The sequence below is a fragment of the Acidovorax sp. 69 genome (assembly GCF_002797445.1).
Classification (GTDB): Bacteria; Pseudomonadota; Gammaproteobacteria; order Burkholderiales; family Burkholderiaceae_C; genus Acidovorax.
Window position 1 is genome coordinate 1,639,998 of the sequence record NZ_PGEP01000001.1, and the last position, 15,041, is coordinate 1,655,038.

The window sequence follows — 15,041 nt, forward strand, 5'->3', positions numbered from 1 at the left end:
ATGGTCAAGAATCGCGAACTTTTCCCACTCGTCAGCGTTGATATCGCGTTGTTTAGCGTGGTCGAAGAGCGCCTCAAAGTGTTGCTGGTGAAACGGGCCCAAGAGCCCGAAGTTGGGCAATGGGCGTTGCCTGGTGGCGTCCTCAAACCTCATCTGGACAACTCGCTCGAAGCGACAGCTCGCCGAGTGCTTGCTGACAAGGTGGCCATCGACTTGCCGCACCTGCAGGAGGTCAAGACCTACAGCGGACCGGACCGAGACCCCAGAGGGTGGTCCATCGCCGTCTTGTTCTACGCCCTATTGCCTTTGGACAAGACAGATGCCGTTGTCCGCAACAAGATAGAAGCGGTGGCTTGGATGGACGTCGTGTCTCCCAAGCGCCGCCTGGCCTTTGACCACTCCGACCAATTGGAACTAGCGATTCAGAAGCTGCGGGCTAAAGTGGCTGCAGATGTACTTCCCCTGCACCTGCTGCCCGAGCGCTTCACGTTGTCGCAGTTGCAGAAGGTGGTTGAAGCTATCTTGGGTCATCCTCTGGACAAAAGTTCTTTTCGACGACGGCTCAAGTCATCGGAAGACATCATTGAGACCGACGAGTTTGTGCGAGGTGCACAACGTCCTGCGCAAGTTTTCAGAGCGAGGCAGGATTTTTCATTTTAGGAAGAGGAAGGCTCTCTTGGAGACCCCTGTGCTGGTCTCATTTCCCCGGACACCTCGATAGATGGAATCCACCTGGACGAGGGACATGACTGTTGACGGTAACTGCATTATTGGTGGCGGGCCTGAGCTTGGCGGCGGCTTGGCCAGAGCGCTGGGATACCAAGATCAAGTCATGGAGCGGCAAGTTCGAGGCACTCATCGAGATGCTCCGGCCAGGCGGCCCGCCACCTGCTCCATGACCGGTAGTGATCGAAGCGGTCATTGAACGTGTAGATATCCAACGCCCGCAACCAGCCTGGAGCTGTCTCTAACCCTTCGATAGTTTTCCCGTGGATCTTTGCAAGCTCAATTCGCACGCCCCGCGCATTCCCCCACCACCCAATCCTTGAACGCCTTCACCAGCGGTGTCTGCGCGCGCGCCTCGGGGTACACCAGGTAATACGCATCGGTGCTCGTCAGCACCTGGTCTGACAGCTCCACCAGGCTCCCTGCCGCCAGCTCCTGCTCGATCAAAAAACGCGGCAGCAGCGCCGCCCCCAGGTGGGAGACCGCAGCCTGCGCAATCATGGCGAAGTGTTCAGACTGCGGGCCGCGCAGGGCCAGAGCCGTGGGGGCGCCCACCAGCTCAAACCATTCGGCCCATTGTGTGGGGCGGGTGCTTTGCTGCAGCAGCACCACGCGGGTGAGGTCTTGCGGGGTGTGAATGCCGTGGCGGTCGCGGTAGGTGGGGCTGCACACGGGCACGGTTTCTTCGTGCATCAGGTATTCGCACACAGCGCCCGCCCAGTGCGGTGTGCCGAAGTGGATGGCCGCGTCAAACGGTGTGCCCCCAAAGTCAAAGGGCTCGGTGCGCGCCGAGAAGTTGACCATGGCCTCGGGGTGCAGCGCCATAAAGCCGCCGAGGCGGGGGATGAGCCAGCGGGTGCCCAGGGTGGGCAGCACGGCCAGGTTGAGCAGGCCGTCGGTGCTGGAGAACGCCATGGCTTTTTGCGTGCTGGCCGACAGCTGCTGCAGCACGTTTTGCACGTCGGCGGCATAGACGCGGCCTGCGTCGGTCAGCACCACACGCTGGCGCACGCGGTGGAAGAGGGCGGTGCCGATTTGGTCTTCCAGCTGGCGGATCTGGCGCGACACGGCGCTTTGCGTGAGGTGCAATTCCTCTGCCGCGCGCGATACGCTTTGGTGCCGGGCGGCGGCTTCAAAGGCCAGCAAATCGGCGGTGGATGGCAAAAAGGCGCGGCGCAGCAGGGTCATGGAGGTAGAGCGCAGAGGTCATGCGGTGGGGGAATGAGCGACGTTGGCGGCCTGCGCACTGTTTTGGGTCGCGGTGCATACGGATTGTGCGCAGGCCGCTCTGCAATTTTCAAGCACTTCATGCAGATTTGTGATGAAGTAGTTCCAATTTTTTGCTATCCAGCCCCCAGTGATTGGCGGATATTGGCGCCATGTTTGCGTAGGTTCTCTTGCGCTTTTGTGTTTCTCTGCCCCGTTTCACCTTTGCGAGCCGCCATGTCTGCCACCTCTGCTGCTACCCCTCTTGTGTCTGAAGTCGATCAACTCTTGCAGCGCCTGGGCGTGCCTCGCAGCGCTTACACCGGTGGCACGCTGGCGGCGCGCTCGCCCATCACGGGCGAGGTGCTGGCCCAGGTGCCGCAGCAAAGCCCGGCCGACGCCACGGCTGCCATTGGCCGCGCGCATGCAGCCTTTTTGGCGTGGCGCAATGTGCCCGCGCCGCGCCGGGGCGAGCTGGTGCGCCTGCTGGGCGAAGAGCTGCGCGCTGCCAAGGCCGACCTGGGCTTGCTCGTGACCATTGAGGCGGGCAAGATTCCGTCCGAGGGCCTGGGCGAGGTGCAGGAGATGATCGACATCTGTGACTTTGCCGTGGGCCTGTCGCGCCAGCTGTACGGCCTGACGATTGCCACCGAGCGAGTGGGCCACCGCATGATGGAAACCTGGCACCCGCTGGGCGTGTGCGGCGTGATCTCGGCCTTCAACTTCCCGGTGGCTGTGTGGTCGTGGAACGCCGCGCTGGCGCTGGTGTGTGGTGATTCGGTGGTGTGGAAGCCGTCCGAGAAAACCCCGCTCACGGCCCTGGCCACGCACGCCATCGCGCAGCGCGCCATCGCCCGTTTTGGAAGTGACGCGCCCGAGGGCCTGCTGGAGCTGATCGTGGGCCAGCGCGCCATTGGCGAGGTGCTGGTGGATGACGCCCGCGTGCCCGTGCTGTCGGCCACAGGCTCTACCGCCATGGGCCGCAGCGTGGGCCCGCGCCTGGCAGCGCGGTTTGCGCGCGGCATCTTGGAGCTGGGCGGCAACAACGCGGCCATCGTGGCCCCCACAGCGGACCTGGATTTGGCCTTGCGTGGCATCGCGTTTGCCGCTATGGGTACGGCCGGCCAGCGCTGCACCACGCTGCGCCGTCTGTTTGTGCACGAGAGCATTTACGACCAGCTGGTGCCCCAGCTGACCAAGGTGTACGCCAACGTGCAGGTGGGCGACCCGCGCACTGCGAGCACGCTGGTGGGCCCGCTGATCGACCGCCCCGCGTTTGACGGCATGCAAAAAGCGTTGGAGCAAAGCCGCGCGCTGGGTGCCATGGTGCACGGTGGTGGCCGCGTGGAAGGCATCGGCGGTGTGGATGCGTATTACGTGCGCCCCGCGCTGGTCGAGTTGCAAAAACACGAAGGCCCTGCGCTGCACGAAACCTTTGCGCCCATCCTGTACGTGGTGCGCTACAGCACCTTCGACGAAGCCATCGCCATGAACAACGCTGTGGGCGCGGGCCTGTCGTCGTCGATCTTTACGCTGAACGTGCGTGAGGCTGAGTTGTTTATGTCGGCTGCGGGCTCGGACTGCGGCATTGCCAATGTGAACATCGGCCCGAGCGGTGCCGAAATTGGCGGCGCGTTTGGCGGGGAGAAGGAAACCGGCGGTGGCCGCGAAGCGGGCTCGGACAGCTGGAAGGCCTACATGCGCCGCGCCACCAACACCATCAACTACTCCACCGCGCTGCCTCTGGCACAGGGCGTGACGTTTGATGTGTAGCCCACGTGCTGGCAGCCCCATCCATGTCTATCTCTAACGGCCAACACCCCATCGTCATCATCGGCGGTGGCGTCATCGGCAGTGCGATTGCGTACTTCCTCACGCTGCAGCATCCGGGCTGCGAGGTGGTGGTGGTCGAGCGCGATCCGACCTATGCGCGCGCTTCGTCGGCGCTGTCGGCCAGCTCGATTCGCCAGCAGTTTTCGACCGACATCAACATCCAGATATCGGCCTACGGCATCGGCTTTTTACGCAACGTGGGCACGCTGCTGGCCTGCAACGGCGATGTGCCCGACATCGGTCTGCACGAAGGCGGCTACCTGTACCTGGCCACCCAGGCAGGCGAGGCCACGCTGCGCGAGAACCATGCGTTGCAAAAGCAATACGGTGCCGATGTGGCGCTGCTGAGCCCGCAGCAATTGGCCGAGCGCTTTCCGTGGCTGGCGCTGCAGGACGTGGTGCTGGGCTCGCTGGGCCTGTCGGGCGAGGGCTGGTTTGACGGCTACCTGCTGTTGACCGCGCTGCGCAAAAAGGCACAGAGCCAGGGCGTGCGCTATGTGGCCGATGATGCGGTGGGGCTGGACACGGCGGCCAGCGACGGCGTGCTGCATGTGAACGCAGTACGCCTGCAAAGCGGCGCCGTGCTGCCTTGCCGCTACGCCGTGAACGCCGGTGGACCCTGGGCAGCAGCCATTGCGGGATGGGCTGGCATTGATCTGCCCGTGGTAGGCAAGCGCCGCACGGTGTTCAACCTCGCCAGCCCCGCAGCGCTGCCGGGTTGCCCGCTGCTCATCGACACCAGCGGTATCTGGCTGCGGCCTGAGGGCAAAGGCTTCATCTGCGGCTTTGCGCCCGACGCCGACAACGACGCCGACTTTGCCCCGCTGGAGCCCGAGTACGACGCGTTTGACAACCACATCTGGCCCCTGCTTGCCGAGCGCATCCCGGGCTTTGAGGCGCTGCGCATGCAGGGCGCCTGGGCGGGCTACTACGAGATGAACACGTTCGATCACAACGCCATCGTGGGCCTGCACCCGGCGTGCGACAACCTGGTGTTTGCCAACGGCTTCTCGGGCCACGGCTTGCAGCAATGCCCGGCCGTGGGGCGGGGTCTGGCAGAGCTGATGTTGGCCGGCAGCTACCAGAGCCTGGACCTGTCGCCGCTGTCCATCGAGCGCATTGCGCGCAACGCGCCGCTGCTCGAAAAGAACGTGATCTGAGCAGCATCGTTGCTGCCCGTTTTTCCTCACCCTTTTCTCAACCTGCCAACCACAACACATCAGGAGACAACGACATGGCAATTTTCCGCAAGACCTTCACTGCGTTCGCCGCAGGCCTGGCCCTGGCCTGCATGGCCACGGCCCCCGCGCTGGCGCAGACGGTCGCCCAGCCCACGCTGGAGAAGATCAAGGCATCTGGCAAGGCGGTGCTGGGCGTGCGTGAAACCTCGCCGCCCATGGCCTATGCGCTGGGCGCCAACGAAAAATACGTGGGCTACCACGTCGAGCTGTGCGAACGGGTGCTGAAAGAAATTGCGCCCGACGCCAAGCTCGAATACATGGCCGTGACCGCGCAGAACACGCTGCCGTTGGTGCAAAACGGCACGCTCGACATCGGCTGCGGCCCCACCACCAACAACACCGCGCGCCAGCAGCAGGTGGCCTTTGCGGTGACCACCTACGTGAGTGAAGTGCGCATGGCGGTGCGTAAGGACTCGGACCTGAAGTCCGTCAGCCAACTTGCCGGGCGCACCATTGCGGCATCGACCGGCACCACCGCCGTGCAGCTGCTGCGCAAGCAAGAGCGCGCGCTGGGCGGCGGCGCCATCAAGACCGTGCTGGGCAAAGACCACCACGAGAGCTTCTTGCTGCTCGAATCCGGCCGTGCGGATGCCTTTGTGCTCGACGACAACCTGCTGGCCGGGATGATTGCCAACTCCAAAGACCCCTCGGCCTTTCGCATCGTGGGCGAGCCGCTGGGCGCTGAGCCGATTGCGCTGCTGTTCCGCAAGGACGACCCCGCCTTCAAGGCGGCGGTGGATGGGGTGCTCATCAAGCTCATGCAAAGCGGCGAGATGGAAAAGATTTACACCAAGTGGTTTGTGAACCCCATCCCGCCCAAGAACATGAGCCTGAACCTGCCGCTGGGCACCACGCTGCGCCAGCTGTTTGCCACTCCCAACGACAAGCCCCTGGAGACCTACCAGCAATGAACGCTCCCATCCCCGCCACGGCTTTTCGTGCGGCCGACCGCCTCGGCGCCATCGGCGTCTCGGAAATCGTGCGCCTGACGCAAGAGGCTAACCAGCTTAAGCGCCAGGGCCAGCCCGTGATCGTGCTGGGCCTGGGCGAGCCCGACTTCGATACGCCCGCCCATATTCTGGAAGCCGCCCAGCAGGCCATGGCGCGGGGGGATACGCACTACACGGTGCTGGATGGCACGGCCGAGCTCAAGGCTGCCATTCAGCACAAGTTTCAGCACGACAACGGGCTCAGCTTTGCGCTCAACGAAATCACCGCCGGAGCGGGCGCCAAGCAGATCCTCTACAACGCGTTGATGGCCTCGGTGAACCCGGGCGACGAGGTGATCCTGCCCGCGCCGTACTGGACGTCGTATGCCGACATGGTGCTGATCGCTGGGGGCGTGCCCGTGGTGGTGCCCTGCACCGAGGCCAACGGCTTTCGCATCACGCCCGAGCAGCTGGAGGCGGCCATCACGCCGCGCACACGCTGGGTGTTCATCAACTCGCCCTCCAACCCTAGCGGCGCGGCCTATAGCGCAGAGCAGTTGCGGCCCGTGCTGGAAGTGGTGGAGCGCCACCCGCAGGTGTGGCTGCTGGCGGACGATATCTACGAACACATCTTGTATGACGGCCGCGCTTTTGCCACGCCCGCTGCCGTGCTGCCCACGCTGCGCGAGCGCACGCTCACGGTGAATGGCGTCTCCAAGGCCTATGCCATGACGGGTTGGCGCCTGGGCTACGGCGCAGGCCCCAAGGCGTTGATTGCGGCCATGGCCGTGGTGCAGAGCCAAGCCACGTCGTGCCCTTCGTCCATCAGCCAGGCGGCGGCCGTGGCGGCGCTGACGGGCCCGCAAGGCGTGGTGCGCGAGCGCTGCCAAGCGTTCCAGGGCCGGCGTGATCTGGTCGTGGCCGCGCTCAACGCATCGCCGGGCCTGCGCTGCCGCGTGCCCGAAGGTGCCTTTTACACGTTTGCCAGCTGCGAAGGCGTGCTGGGCCGCACCACACCGGCGGGCATGCTGCTGCGCACCGATGCTGACTTTTGCGCCTACCTGCTGCGCGAGCACCATGTGGCCGTGGTTCCTGGCGGCGTGCTGGGGCTGGCGCCTTACTTCCGTATCTCTTACGCTGCCAGCACGGCCGACCTGCAAGAGGCCTGCGCGCGCATAGACCGCGCGTGCACGGCGCTGTTCTGAGTTTTGTTTTTTGAAATGACCGACTGACATGACGACTGCACCCACCAACCCCCGCACTGGCGGCCAGATCCTGGTCCAGCAGCTCATCACCCACGGCGTGAAGCAGCTCTTTTGTGTGCCCGGTGAAAGCTATCTGGCCGTGCTCGATGCCCTGCACGATGCCGACATCGCCGTGACGGTGTGCCGCCAGGAGGGCGGCGCCGCCATGATGGCCGAGGCGCAGGGCAAGCTCACCGGCCAGCCCGGCATCTGCTTTGTGACGCGCGGGCCCGGTGCCACCAACGCATCGGCAGGCATTCACATCGCGCACCAGGACTCGACCCCGATGATCCTGTTCGTGGGCCAGGTGGCGCGCGGTGCGATGGGGCGCGAGGCGTTTCAAGAACTGGACTACAGCGCCGTGTTTGGCACCATGGCCAAGTGGGTGGTGCAGATTGACGACCCGGCGCGCGTGCCCGAACTGATCTCGCGCGCCTTCCATGTGGCCACGTCGGGCCGCCCCGGCCCTGTGGTGGTGGCACTGCCCGAGGACATGCTGACCGAAGCCGCCACCGTGGCCGATGCGCTGGCCTACCAGGTGACAGAAACACATCCTGGCGCTGCGCAGATGGCTGAGTTGGCCCAGCGCCTGAGTGCAGCCAAGCAGCCCGTGGCGATTCTCGGCGGCAGCCGCTGGTCTGAGCAGGCGGTGAGCGAGTTCACCGCCTTTGCCGAGGCCTGGTCGTTGCCGGTGTACTGCTCGTTCCGCCGCCAGATGCTGTTCCCGGCCAAGCATGCCTGCTATGGCGGTGACCTGGGCCTGGGCGTCAACCCCAAGCTGCTGGCGCGCATCAAGGCCTCTGATTTGGTGCTGGTAGTGGGTGGGCGCCTGTCTGAGGTGCCTTCGCAGGGCTACGAGCTGTTCGACATTCCCACCCCCGCACAGCCTTTGGTGCATGTGCATGCCGATGCGGATGAACTGGGCAAGCTGTATCGCCCCACCCAGGCCATCCACGCCACGCCGCAGGCATTCACTGCGGCCTTGAATGCTGTGCGCCCCACGGCCACAGTGCCCTGGAAGGCTTACGCCGAAGCCGCCCATGCCGAGTACCTGGCCTGGAGCGACCCCGCCCCCATCCGCATTCCCGGCAACCTGCAAATGGGCCAGGTGATGCAGCACCTCAAAGACGTGCTGCCCGCTGACACCATCTTCTGCAACGGTGCGGGCAACTTTGCCACCTGGGTGCACCGCTTCTGGCCCTTCACCACCTATGCCAGCCAGCTAGCCCCCACCAGCGGCTCCATGGGTTACGGCCTGCCCGCGGGCGTGGGCGGCAAGCGCCTGTGGCCGCAGCGCGAGGTGGTGATCTTTGCGGGCGACGGCGACTTCCTGATGCACGGCCAGGAATTTGCGACCGCCGTGCAGTACGGTCTACCGATCATCGTGGTACTGCTGGACAACGCCATGTACGGCACGATCCGCATGCACCAGGAGCGCGAGTACCCGGGCCGCATCAGTGCCACCCAGCTCCAGAACCCCGACTTCAGGGCCTACGCCCAGGCCTTTGGCGGCCACGGCGAGCGCGTGGAGCGGACGGAAGACTTTGCCCCCGCTTTGGCGCGCGCCCGTGCCAGCGGCCTGCCCAGCGTGTTGCACTGCCTGATCGACCCCGAAGCCATCACGCCCACGGGCACGTTGCAGGGCATTCGCAGCGCAGCCATGGCGAAGCAATAGGGTTTGGCACGGCGCAGCTGTTGGTTGAAAGCAGCGGCACACAGGGGCGACTGGCAGTAGCCTGTCGCACCGCCGCGCACAATAGCGGCCGTGACCGTCCCTGACCCTGATACCGCTGCCAGCGGCCCGGCTGCCCCGGCCCAGCCCGAAGGCAAGCTGCGCCGCATCGCCCACCTCGACATGGATGCGTTTTTTGCATCGGTCGAACTGCTGCGCTATCCGCAGCTCAAGGGCCTGCCGGTGGTGATTGGCGGTGGGCGGCGCACGGTGGATGAACTGCTGCTGCAAGGCCCCGACGGCAATGGCGTGCGCGAGCGGCATTTCATCCCGGTGGAAGACTTCCCGCTGCTGAAGGACTACGTGGGCCGGGGCGTGATCACGACGGCGACTTACCCCGCACGGCAGTTTGGTGTGGGCTCGGCCATGGGCATGATGAAGGCCGCCAAGCTGTGCCCGCAGGCCATCGTGTTGCCGGTGGATTTTGACGAGGTGCGCCGATTTTCGCGCCTGTTCAAAAGCACTATCATGGACATTGCACCGGTAATGCAGGACCGGGGTGTGGACGAGGTGTACATCGACTTCACCGACGTGCCCGGTGGCCAGCGCGAAGGGGGCAGGGTGCTGGCGCGGCTGATCCAGAAGAGCATCTTTGAAGTGACGGGACTGACCTGCTCCATCGGCGTGGCGCCCAACCGGCTGCTGGCCAAAATGGCCAGCGAGTTCAACAAGCCCAATGGCATTTCCATCGTTTACGAAGAAGACCTGCACAGCAAAATCTGGCCACTGCACGTGCGCAAGATCAACGGCATTGGCCCCAAGGCGGGCGAGAAGCTGGGGCGCCTGGGTATTGAAACCATTGGCCAGCTGGCGGCGCAGGACGAGCAATGGCTGATGGGCCACTTCGGCAAGTCCAGCGGCGCCTGGATGCACCGCGTGGCCTGGGGCCGCGACGACAGCCCGGTGGTGACCGAGAGCGAGCCCGTGAGCATGAGCCGCGAGACCACGTTCGACCGCGACCTGCATGCCGTGCGCGACCGGGCCGAACTCGGCGCGATCTTCACCGACCTGTGTTTGCGCCTGGCTGACGACCTCCAGCGCAAAGGCTACGTGGCGCGCACCATTGGCATCAAGCTGCGCTACGACGACTTCAAGATCGCCACGCGCGACCATACGGCGAGTCTCTACACAGCCGATGGCGCCACCATTCGCCAGCTGGCCGGGCAATGCCTCAAGCGCGTGCCGCTGGACAAGCGCTTGCGCCTGCTGGGCGTACGGGCCAGCATGCTGGCGCGGCGGGGGGAGGAGCCTGCGCTGGAGCCGCGTGCCGCCGCAGCCGCCGATGGGCGTCGGCGTGGGCCGCAGGCAGATACGAGCATGGAGACCGGGCAGCTTTTTTAATGCAGCGGATTCCAGGGGACTTTTGGGGGCGTGGGGAGGCACCTTTTTAGGGCCAAGCGGTGGGGTGAGCAGTTAGACTTGATTCGTATCAAGCGGTTACATCCAACATTCCACAAAAACCGCGCTGCCTGCCCATGCCGCAGGCCCATCAGGAGTTTTGTATGCGCATCAACCTGCCGGTGACCCAGCAGAACTTTGATTTCCCTGGCGACGAGTTGCTGGTGTCCAGCACCAACACCAAGGGCGAGATCACCCATTGCAACCCGGCGTTTGTGCGCGTGAGCGGGTACAGCTACGAAGAACTCATCGGCCAGCCGCACAACATCATCCGCCATCCCGACATGCCTGCCGAGGCTTACAAGGACATGTGGCGCACCATTGGCCGCGGCGAACCCTGGACAGGGCTGGTAAAAAACCGCCGCAAGAACGGCGACCACTATTGGGTGCGTGCCAATGTCACACCCATCATGGAAGGCGGCAAGCCACGTGCCTACATGTCGGTGCGCACCAAGCCCAGCGTGGCAGAAACGACTGCCGCTGAGGCTTTGTATGCCCAGATGCGCAGCGAGGCGGCGTCGGGCGCGAGCAGTTTCTATCTGGATTCCGGCAATGTGCGGTATCGCGGAGTGCGGGGCTGGCAACAGCGCGTGGCCCACATCGCGTTGTTACCGCGCATGGCGCTCTTGCTGCTGGTGCTGGTGTTGCTGGCGTTGGTGCCCGATGTGATGGGCCTGCAGGGCACCACCGCCTGGGTGGCGCGCCTGGTGCTGTTGTTGGTGGGAGCGGGGTGGACGTTATGGCGCTTTCAGGCCACGGTGCTGCAAGGTGTGGGCGATGCAACACGGTTTGCGTCCGACATTTCGGCATGCAATCTGGCGACCTCGGTCAACACCGACTATCCGCAGCCTTTGGGTGCACTGATGCAGCGGTTGCGGCAAACCCAGATCAACCTGCGTGCGGTGGTGGGCGATGTGCGCACCGAAGTGCGCAATTTCACCCAGTCGGCGACCGAGATCTCGCGTGGCAGCCTGGATTTGTCGGCGCGCACTGAGTCGCAGGCCAGCAGCCTGGAGGAAACCGCCGCCTCCATGGAGCAGCTGGCCAGTACCGTGCAACAGACGGCAGATACGGCCGCCAAGGTGTCGCACGAAAGCGCACAAAGCAGCAGCATCGCCACCCGTGGCGGGCAGGCGGTGCAGGAGGTGGGCTCTGCGATGCAGGAGATGAAGCAGTCGTCCACGCGCATCAGCGAGATCGTGGGGGTGATCGAGGGCATTGCCTTCCAGACCAATCTGCTGGCGCTCAATGCCGCTGTGGAAGCGGCCCGTGCGGGTGAGCAGGGCCGTGGTTTTGCCGTGGTGGCGGGCGAGGTGCGGGCATTGGCGCAGCGCAGCGCCAGTTCTGCCAAAGAGATCAGCGCCTTGATCGGTGTGACCGTGAACCAGATCGCCAGCGGTGCCCAGCAGATGGACCACGCGGGCACCACGATTCAGGGGGTCGTTGAGGCAGTGGGGCGCGTGAGCACACTGGTGCAGCAGATCAGCAGCGCGACCAAGGAGCAATCCCAGGGCATTGCCCAGGTCAACGAGGCTGTGACGCAGCTCGACATGGTGACGCAGCAGAACGCGGCGTTGGTGGAGGAGTCGGCGGCTGCGGCTCAGGGGCTCAAGGAAAGCGCCGAATCGCTGGGTCTCTCGGTGGATGTTTTTCGCCTGGGCTGATGGCACACCGAGAGCCACAGATCGGTATTTCTTGACGAATTCTTACTTGTAACTTACATTGAATTTCCCGTTTTCCGGGAGATTCCCATGACCCTCAATGAGCTGCAGCGCATCAAGCAGTGGCATGTTGCGCACAGAGCAGAGCATCCACTGGAATACCACCTGTGGGACCTGGTGCTGACGCTCTGGGTGCTGGGCTGGGTGGGGTGGTTCCCCATCTGTGCTTTTGGCGAGCCGTGGGCCTCGCCGTTGTGCCTGATCGGGATTTTTGTACCCAGCCTCTATGTGACCTGGCGAACGCGTGCGCACCTTCGCCATACCTTGCGATGTGACTGGGTCGATACGCAGGGGTAGTGCCCGCCGGCTTATTGCCGCGCGGTGCGTGCGTTGCGCGGCAGGCCCTGCGGGTGGCTGGTGCGCAGCGGGTTGATGTCCAGGCCACCCCGGCGCGTGTAGCGGGCGTACACGGTGAGCTTGATGGGTTTGCAGCGCGTCCACACATCCATGAAGATGCGCTCCACGCATTGCTCATGAAACTCGTTGTGATTGCGAAAACTCACCAGGTACTGCAGCAGCCCTTCCTGGTTGATCTGCGGGCCGCTGTAGCTGATCTGTACGCTGCCCCAGTCGGGCTGGCCGGTCACCAGGCAGTTGCTCTTGAGCAGGTTGCTGGTCAGCGTCTCGGCCACAGGGGTTTCGTGGAACGCGGCCGTCAGCAGCTCGGGCGCGGGTTGGTACTGCGTGCATTCCACGTCCAGGCGGTCCAGGCTCAGGCCGTCGAGTTCATGCACGGGCTCCTGGTCGAACAGCTCAGGCGCGATGAGTTTCACGCCCACGGTGGCAGGGTGCTCGGCTCCGCGCCAGGCGGCTTCGCTGATGTCTGCGCGGATACGGGCCTGCACCTCGGCGGCATCGGCAAAGCGCGTGTTGTTGAAGCTGTTGAGGTAGAGCTTGAATGATTTGCTCTCGACGATGTTGGGTGTTTCGCAGGGCACGGTGATGTGCGCCAGCGCCACCTGCGGCTTGCCGCGCTGGTTGAGCCATGACAGCTCGAACGCCGTCCACAGGTCGGCCCCGAAGAAGGGCGCCGCAGCGGTGATACCGATTTCGGCGCGTTTGCCAGCGCGGGGAATGGGGAACAGCAGCGAAGCGTCGTACTGGTCGATGTAGGCCGACGCCTTGCCGAGTTGGGATTGTTCTGGCGTGTTCATGGCCTGCTCTTTCATGGTCTTTTTGCTATATTATTAATAGCTATTGGTGCTTGTGAATAAAGCGCAAGCGCCTGTTTCTACTTGAATTCCCGTTCGCGCAGCCACTTGGTGGCAATCCACTTCTCGCCGGCGATCACGGGAGCGCCACCGTGCAAGGTGCGGGTCGATGGGTGGGGCCGCTCGTAGCTGAAGAACACCGCGTTGCCACGCTGTGGTGCCACTTCCAGATGGATATCGGGGAACGTGGTTCCGCCGCCTTGTTGGGGGGGTTCAGGTACATCACCAGTGTGCCCACGCGCTGGCCTCCGCGCTTGACGATGCTGGGCGTTCCTGGCTCGGCAGGGTCGAAGTAGTCGTAGTGCGGTTTGTACTCGGCCCCTGGGCGGTAGTGCAGCACCTGCAGGCCTTCGCCGTTCTCGATGGGCCAGTTCAACAGGCGGGCAATGCGCTCTTCGATGCGCTGGATCAGCGGGTTTTGGCCGCGCTGGAAGAACATGCCGTCGCTGGTGCGGTCATCGTTGATCTCCTCGCCGCCTGTTTTGGTGGCGACCGTGAGCGAGCGCGCCATGCGCGGTTCAGCGTCGGCCATCAGTGCATCGCATTCTTCGGGGGACAGCAGGTTGCCAAACACCACAACGCGCGGCTGGGCCACGGCCAGCAGAACGTTCACGGTGCGGTCGCCACAATCCACCTGGGTGGGGGACTTCTCCAGCGGGGGCTCGGGCACGGAAACGGCTGTGGGCTGGCCTTGCTGCACGGCCAGTTCGTTCAGGTGGTCTTGCAGCGTGATCTCCAGCGCATCGGCCGCCACGTCTTCGTCCCAGCCTGCATCGCGCATGGATTGCAGCACCACGGGCGCGGTGTAGCCGGCCTGGGCTTGCTCAACGATCCAGCGGCGCAGTTCGGGCGTGATGGACTGCCGCGCTGCGCTGGCGCTGTGGGCCTGGATGGGGCTGGTTGTGGTGGTGGTGTCCGGGTGCTGGTCAGAACGCGATGCCATGGCGGTCCTTCAACGTAATCTGGGGGGGTGTGGATCGGGTTTACGCCATGGGCGCCTTGCGCCGGAAGACCAGGCGCTCGGGTTCGGATGATGCCGGCGCAAATGCGTAGCCGTCCAGGTCAAACCCTTCCAGTTGATGGGGTGTGGCGAGACGGTGCGTGATGGCATAACGCGCCATCAGGCCCCGGGCGCGCTTGGCATAAAAGCTGATGATCTTGTAGCCGTCGCCTTTCCAGTCTTCGAACACACACTCGACGACACGCGCCTTCAGTGCCTTTCGGTCTACCGACTTGAAGTATTCCTGCGATGCCAGGTTGATCACCACGGGCGTGCCGGCTTTCGCGTCGTGGGCGCGCAGGCGGGTATTGAGGTGCTCGGCAATCTGGCTGCCCCAGAACTGATAGAGATTCTTGCCGTTGGCCGTGGCCAGGCGGGTGCCCATCTCCAGTCGGTACGGCTGCATGCGATCGAGCGGCCGCAGCACGCCATACAGTCCGCTCAGGATGGCTACATGGCTCTGTGCCCAGCCAAGGTCGTCCAGGCTCAGGGTGCGGGCATTCAGCCCTTCATACACATCGCCATTGAAGGCCAGCAGCGCCTGGCGCGAGTTGCTGGCCGTGAAACGGGGGCGCCAGGCCTGGTAGCGCGCCACGTTCAGAGCGGCGAGCGTGTCGCTCAGCGCCATCAACGAGGCAACCTGTGGGGGAGATTGCGTGCGCAGCACCTCGATGAGTGCCGTGGATTGCGCCACAAACTGGGGCGTGGTGTGCGGCAGACCGTCGGGCAGGGGCGTGTCGTAGTCGAGCGATTTGGCAGGGGACAGCAGAAACAGCATGGGGCCGGAAGATCCGTGGATG

13 protein-coding genes and 1 pseudogene are annotated in these 15,041 nt (G+C 64.3%); 10 read left to right on the top strand and 4 right to left on the bottom strand.

What is annotated here, in order from left to right; genetic code table 11:
• Both CLU85_RS07530 and CLU85_RS22970 read left to right on the top strand, forming a co-directional pair.
• Positions 1–660 (top strand): NUDIX domain-containing protein, encoded by a 660-nt coding sequence (locus CLU85_RS07530; RefSeq protein ID WP_100409727.1) that lies wholly within the window; start codon positions 1–3, stop codon positions 658–660.
• Positions 661–752: 92 nt separating this feature from the next.
• Positions 753–899 carry a hypothetical protein gene (locus CLU85_RS22970; protein ID WP_157803942.1) on the top strand — a complete coding sequence of 49 codons (147 nt, stop codon included), beginning with the start codon at positions 753–755 and terminating at the stop codon, positions 897–899.
• 106 nt (positions 900–1,005) lie between these two features.
• On the opposite strand, the gene CLU85_RS07535 is transcribed toward CLU85_RS22970, so the two are convergent.
• Complete coding sequence (locus tag CLU85_RS07535; RefSeq protein WP_198509153.1) at positions 1,006–1,914, bottom strand: LysR family transcriptional regulator; 909 nt, start codon at positions 1,912–1,914, stop codon at positions 1,006–1,008.
• 255 nt (positions 1,915–2,169) lie between these two features.
• Here CLU85_RS07535 and CLU85_RS07540 point away from each other — a divergent pair, with 255 nt between their 5' ends.
• The 8 genes from CLU85_RS07540 (at position 2,170) to CLU85_RS07575 (ending at position 12,327) form a co-directional block, all read left to right on the top strand.
• Positions 2,170–3,705: an aldehyde dehydrogenase family protein gene (locus CLU85_RS07540; RefSeq protein WP_100409728.1), complete on the top strand. Its 1,536-nt coding sequence runs from the start codon at positions 2,170–2,172 to the stop codon at positions 3,703–3,705.
• Positions 3,706–3,728: 23 nt separating this feature from the next.
• Positions 3,729–4,925 (top strand): FAD-binding oxidoreductase, encoded by a 1,197-nt coding sequence (locus CLU85_RS07545; RefSeq protein ID WP_100409729.1) that lies wholly within the window; start codon positions 3,729–3,731, stop codon positions 4,923–4,925.
• Positions 4,926–4,999: 74 nt separating this feature from the next.
• Entirely contained in the window at positions 5,000–5,917 is a 918-nt protein-coding gene (locus CLU85_RS07550; protein ID WP_100409730.1) for an amino acid ABC transporter substrate-binding protein, read from the top strand.
• A complete protein-coding gene (locus CLU85_RS07555) occupies positions 5,914–7,140 on the top strand; it encodes a pyridoxal phosphate-dependent aminotransferase (RefSeq protein WP_100409731.1) in 1,227 nt (408 codons plus the stop codon). Before CLU85_RS07550 ends, CLU85_RS07555 begins: the two co-directional genes overlap by 4 nt.
• Positions 7,141–7,168: 28 nt before the next feature.
• A complete protein-coding gene (locus tag CLU85_RS07560) occupies positions 7,169–8,854 on the top strand; it encodes a thiamine pyrophosphate-binding protein (RefSeq protein WP_100409732.1) in 1,686 nt (561 codons plus the stop codon).
• A gap of 180 nt (positions 8,855–9,034) precedes the next feature.
• Positions 9,035–10,252 (top strand): DNA polymerase IV, encoded by a 1,218-nt coding sequence (locus CLU85_RS07565; RefSeq protein ID WP_100412421.1) that lies wholly within the window; start codon positions 9,035–9,037, stop codon positions 10,250–10,252.
• Positions 10,253–10,413: 161 nt separating this feature from the next.
• Positions 10,414–11,973, top strand: coding sequence for a PAS domain-containing methyl-accepting chemotaxis protein (locus CLU85_RS07570; protein WP_100409733.1), 1,560 nt, complete (start codon positions 10,414–10,416; stop codon positions 11,971–11,973).
• 87 nt (positions 11,974–12,060) lie between these two features.
• The gene (locus CLU85_RS07575) at positions 12,061–12,327 is read left to right on the top strand and encodes a hypothetical protein (protein ID WP_100409734.1); all 267 of its coding nucleotides are present in this window, start codon (positions 12,061–12,063) and stop codon (positions 12,325–12,327) included.
• Between the two features lie 11 nt (positions 12,328–12,338).
• Here CLU85_RS07575 and queF read toward each other — a convergent pair whose 3' ends face one another.
• From queF to yaaA, 3 genes and pseudogenes are all read right to left on the bottom strand, one after another.
• Positions 12,339–13,184 carry an NADPH-dependent 7-cyano-7-deazaguanine reductase QueF gene (gene queF / locus CLU85_RS07580; RefSeq protein WP_100412422.1) on the bottom strand — a complete coding sequence of 282 codons (846 nt, stop codon included), beginning with the start codon at positions 13,182–13,184 and terminating at the stop codon, positions 12,339–12,341.
• 77 nt (positions 13,185–13,261) lie between these two features.
• Positions 13,262–14,184, bottom strand: a pseudogene (locus tag CLU85_RS07585) (2OG-Fe(II) oxygenase).
• A gap of 40 nt (positions 14,185–14,224) precedes the next feature.
• Positions 14,225–15,019 carry a peroxide stress protein YaaA gene (gene yaaA, locus CLU85_RS07590; RefSeq protein ID WP_100409735.1) on the bottom strand — a complete coding sequence of 265 codons (795 nt, stop codon included), beginning with the start codon at positions 15,017–15,019 and terminating at the stop codon, positions 14,225–14,227.
• Positions 15,020–15,041: the final 22 nt, after the last annotated feature.

Bases quoted from the DNA above. Each gene is read 5' to 3' on its own strand.
- CLU85_RS07570 (WP_100409733.1), top strand. From the start codon at position 10,414: ATGCGCATCAACCTGCCGGTGACCCAGCAGAACTTTGATTTCCCTGGC.
- CLU85_RS07545 (WP_100409729.1), top strand. From the start codon at position 3,729: ATGTCTATCTCTAACGGCCAACACCCCATCGTCATCATCGGCGGTGGC.
- yaaA (WP_100409735.1), bottom strand. From the start codon at position 15,019: ATGCTGTTTCTGCTGTCCCCTGCCAAATCGCTCGACTACGACACGCCC.
- CLU85_RS07540 (WP_100409728.1), top strand. From the start codon at position 2,170: ATGTCTGCCACCTCTGCTGCTACCCCTCTTGTGTCTGAAGTCGATCAA.
- queF (WP_100412422.1), bottom strand. From the start codon at position 13,184: ATGAACACGCCAGAACAATCCCAACTCGGCAAGGCGTCGGCCTACATC.
- CLU85_RS07560 (WP_100409732.1), top strand. From the start codon at position 7,169: ATGACGACTGCACCCACCAACCCCCGCACTGGCGGCCAGATCCTGGTC.
- CLU85_RS07530 (WP_100409727.1), top strand. From the start codon at position 1: ATGGTCAAGAATCGCGAACTTTTCCCACTCGTCAGCGTTGATATCGCG.
- CLU85_RS07575 (WP_100409734.1), top strand. From the start codon at position 12,061: ATGACCCTCAATGAGCTGCAGCGCATCAAGCAGTGGCATGTTGCGCAC.
- CLU85_RS07565 (WP_100412421.1), top strand. From the start codon at position 9,035: ATGGATGCGTTTTTTGCATCGGTCGAACTGCTGCGCTATCCGCAGCTC.
- CLU85_RS07555 (WP_100409731.1), top strand. From the start codon at position 5,914: ATGAACGCTCCCATCCCCGCCACGGCTTTTCGTGCGGCCGACCGCCTC.
- CLU85_RS07550 (WP_100409730.1), top strand. From the start codon at position 5,000: ATGGCAATTTTCCGCAAGACCTTCACTGCGTTCGCCGCAGGCCTGGCC.
- CLU85_RS07535 (WP_198509153.1), bottom strand. From the start codon at position 1,914: ATGACCCTGCTGCGCCGCGCCTTTTTGCCATCCACCGCCGATTTGCTG.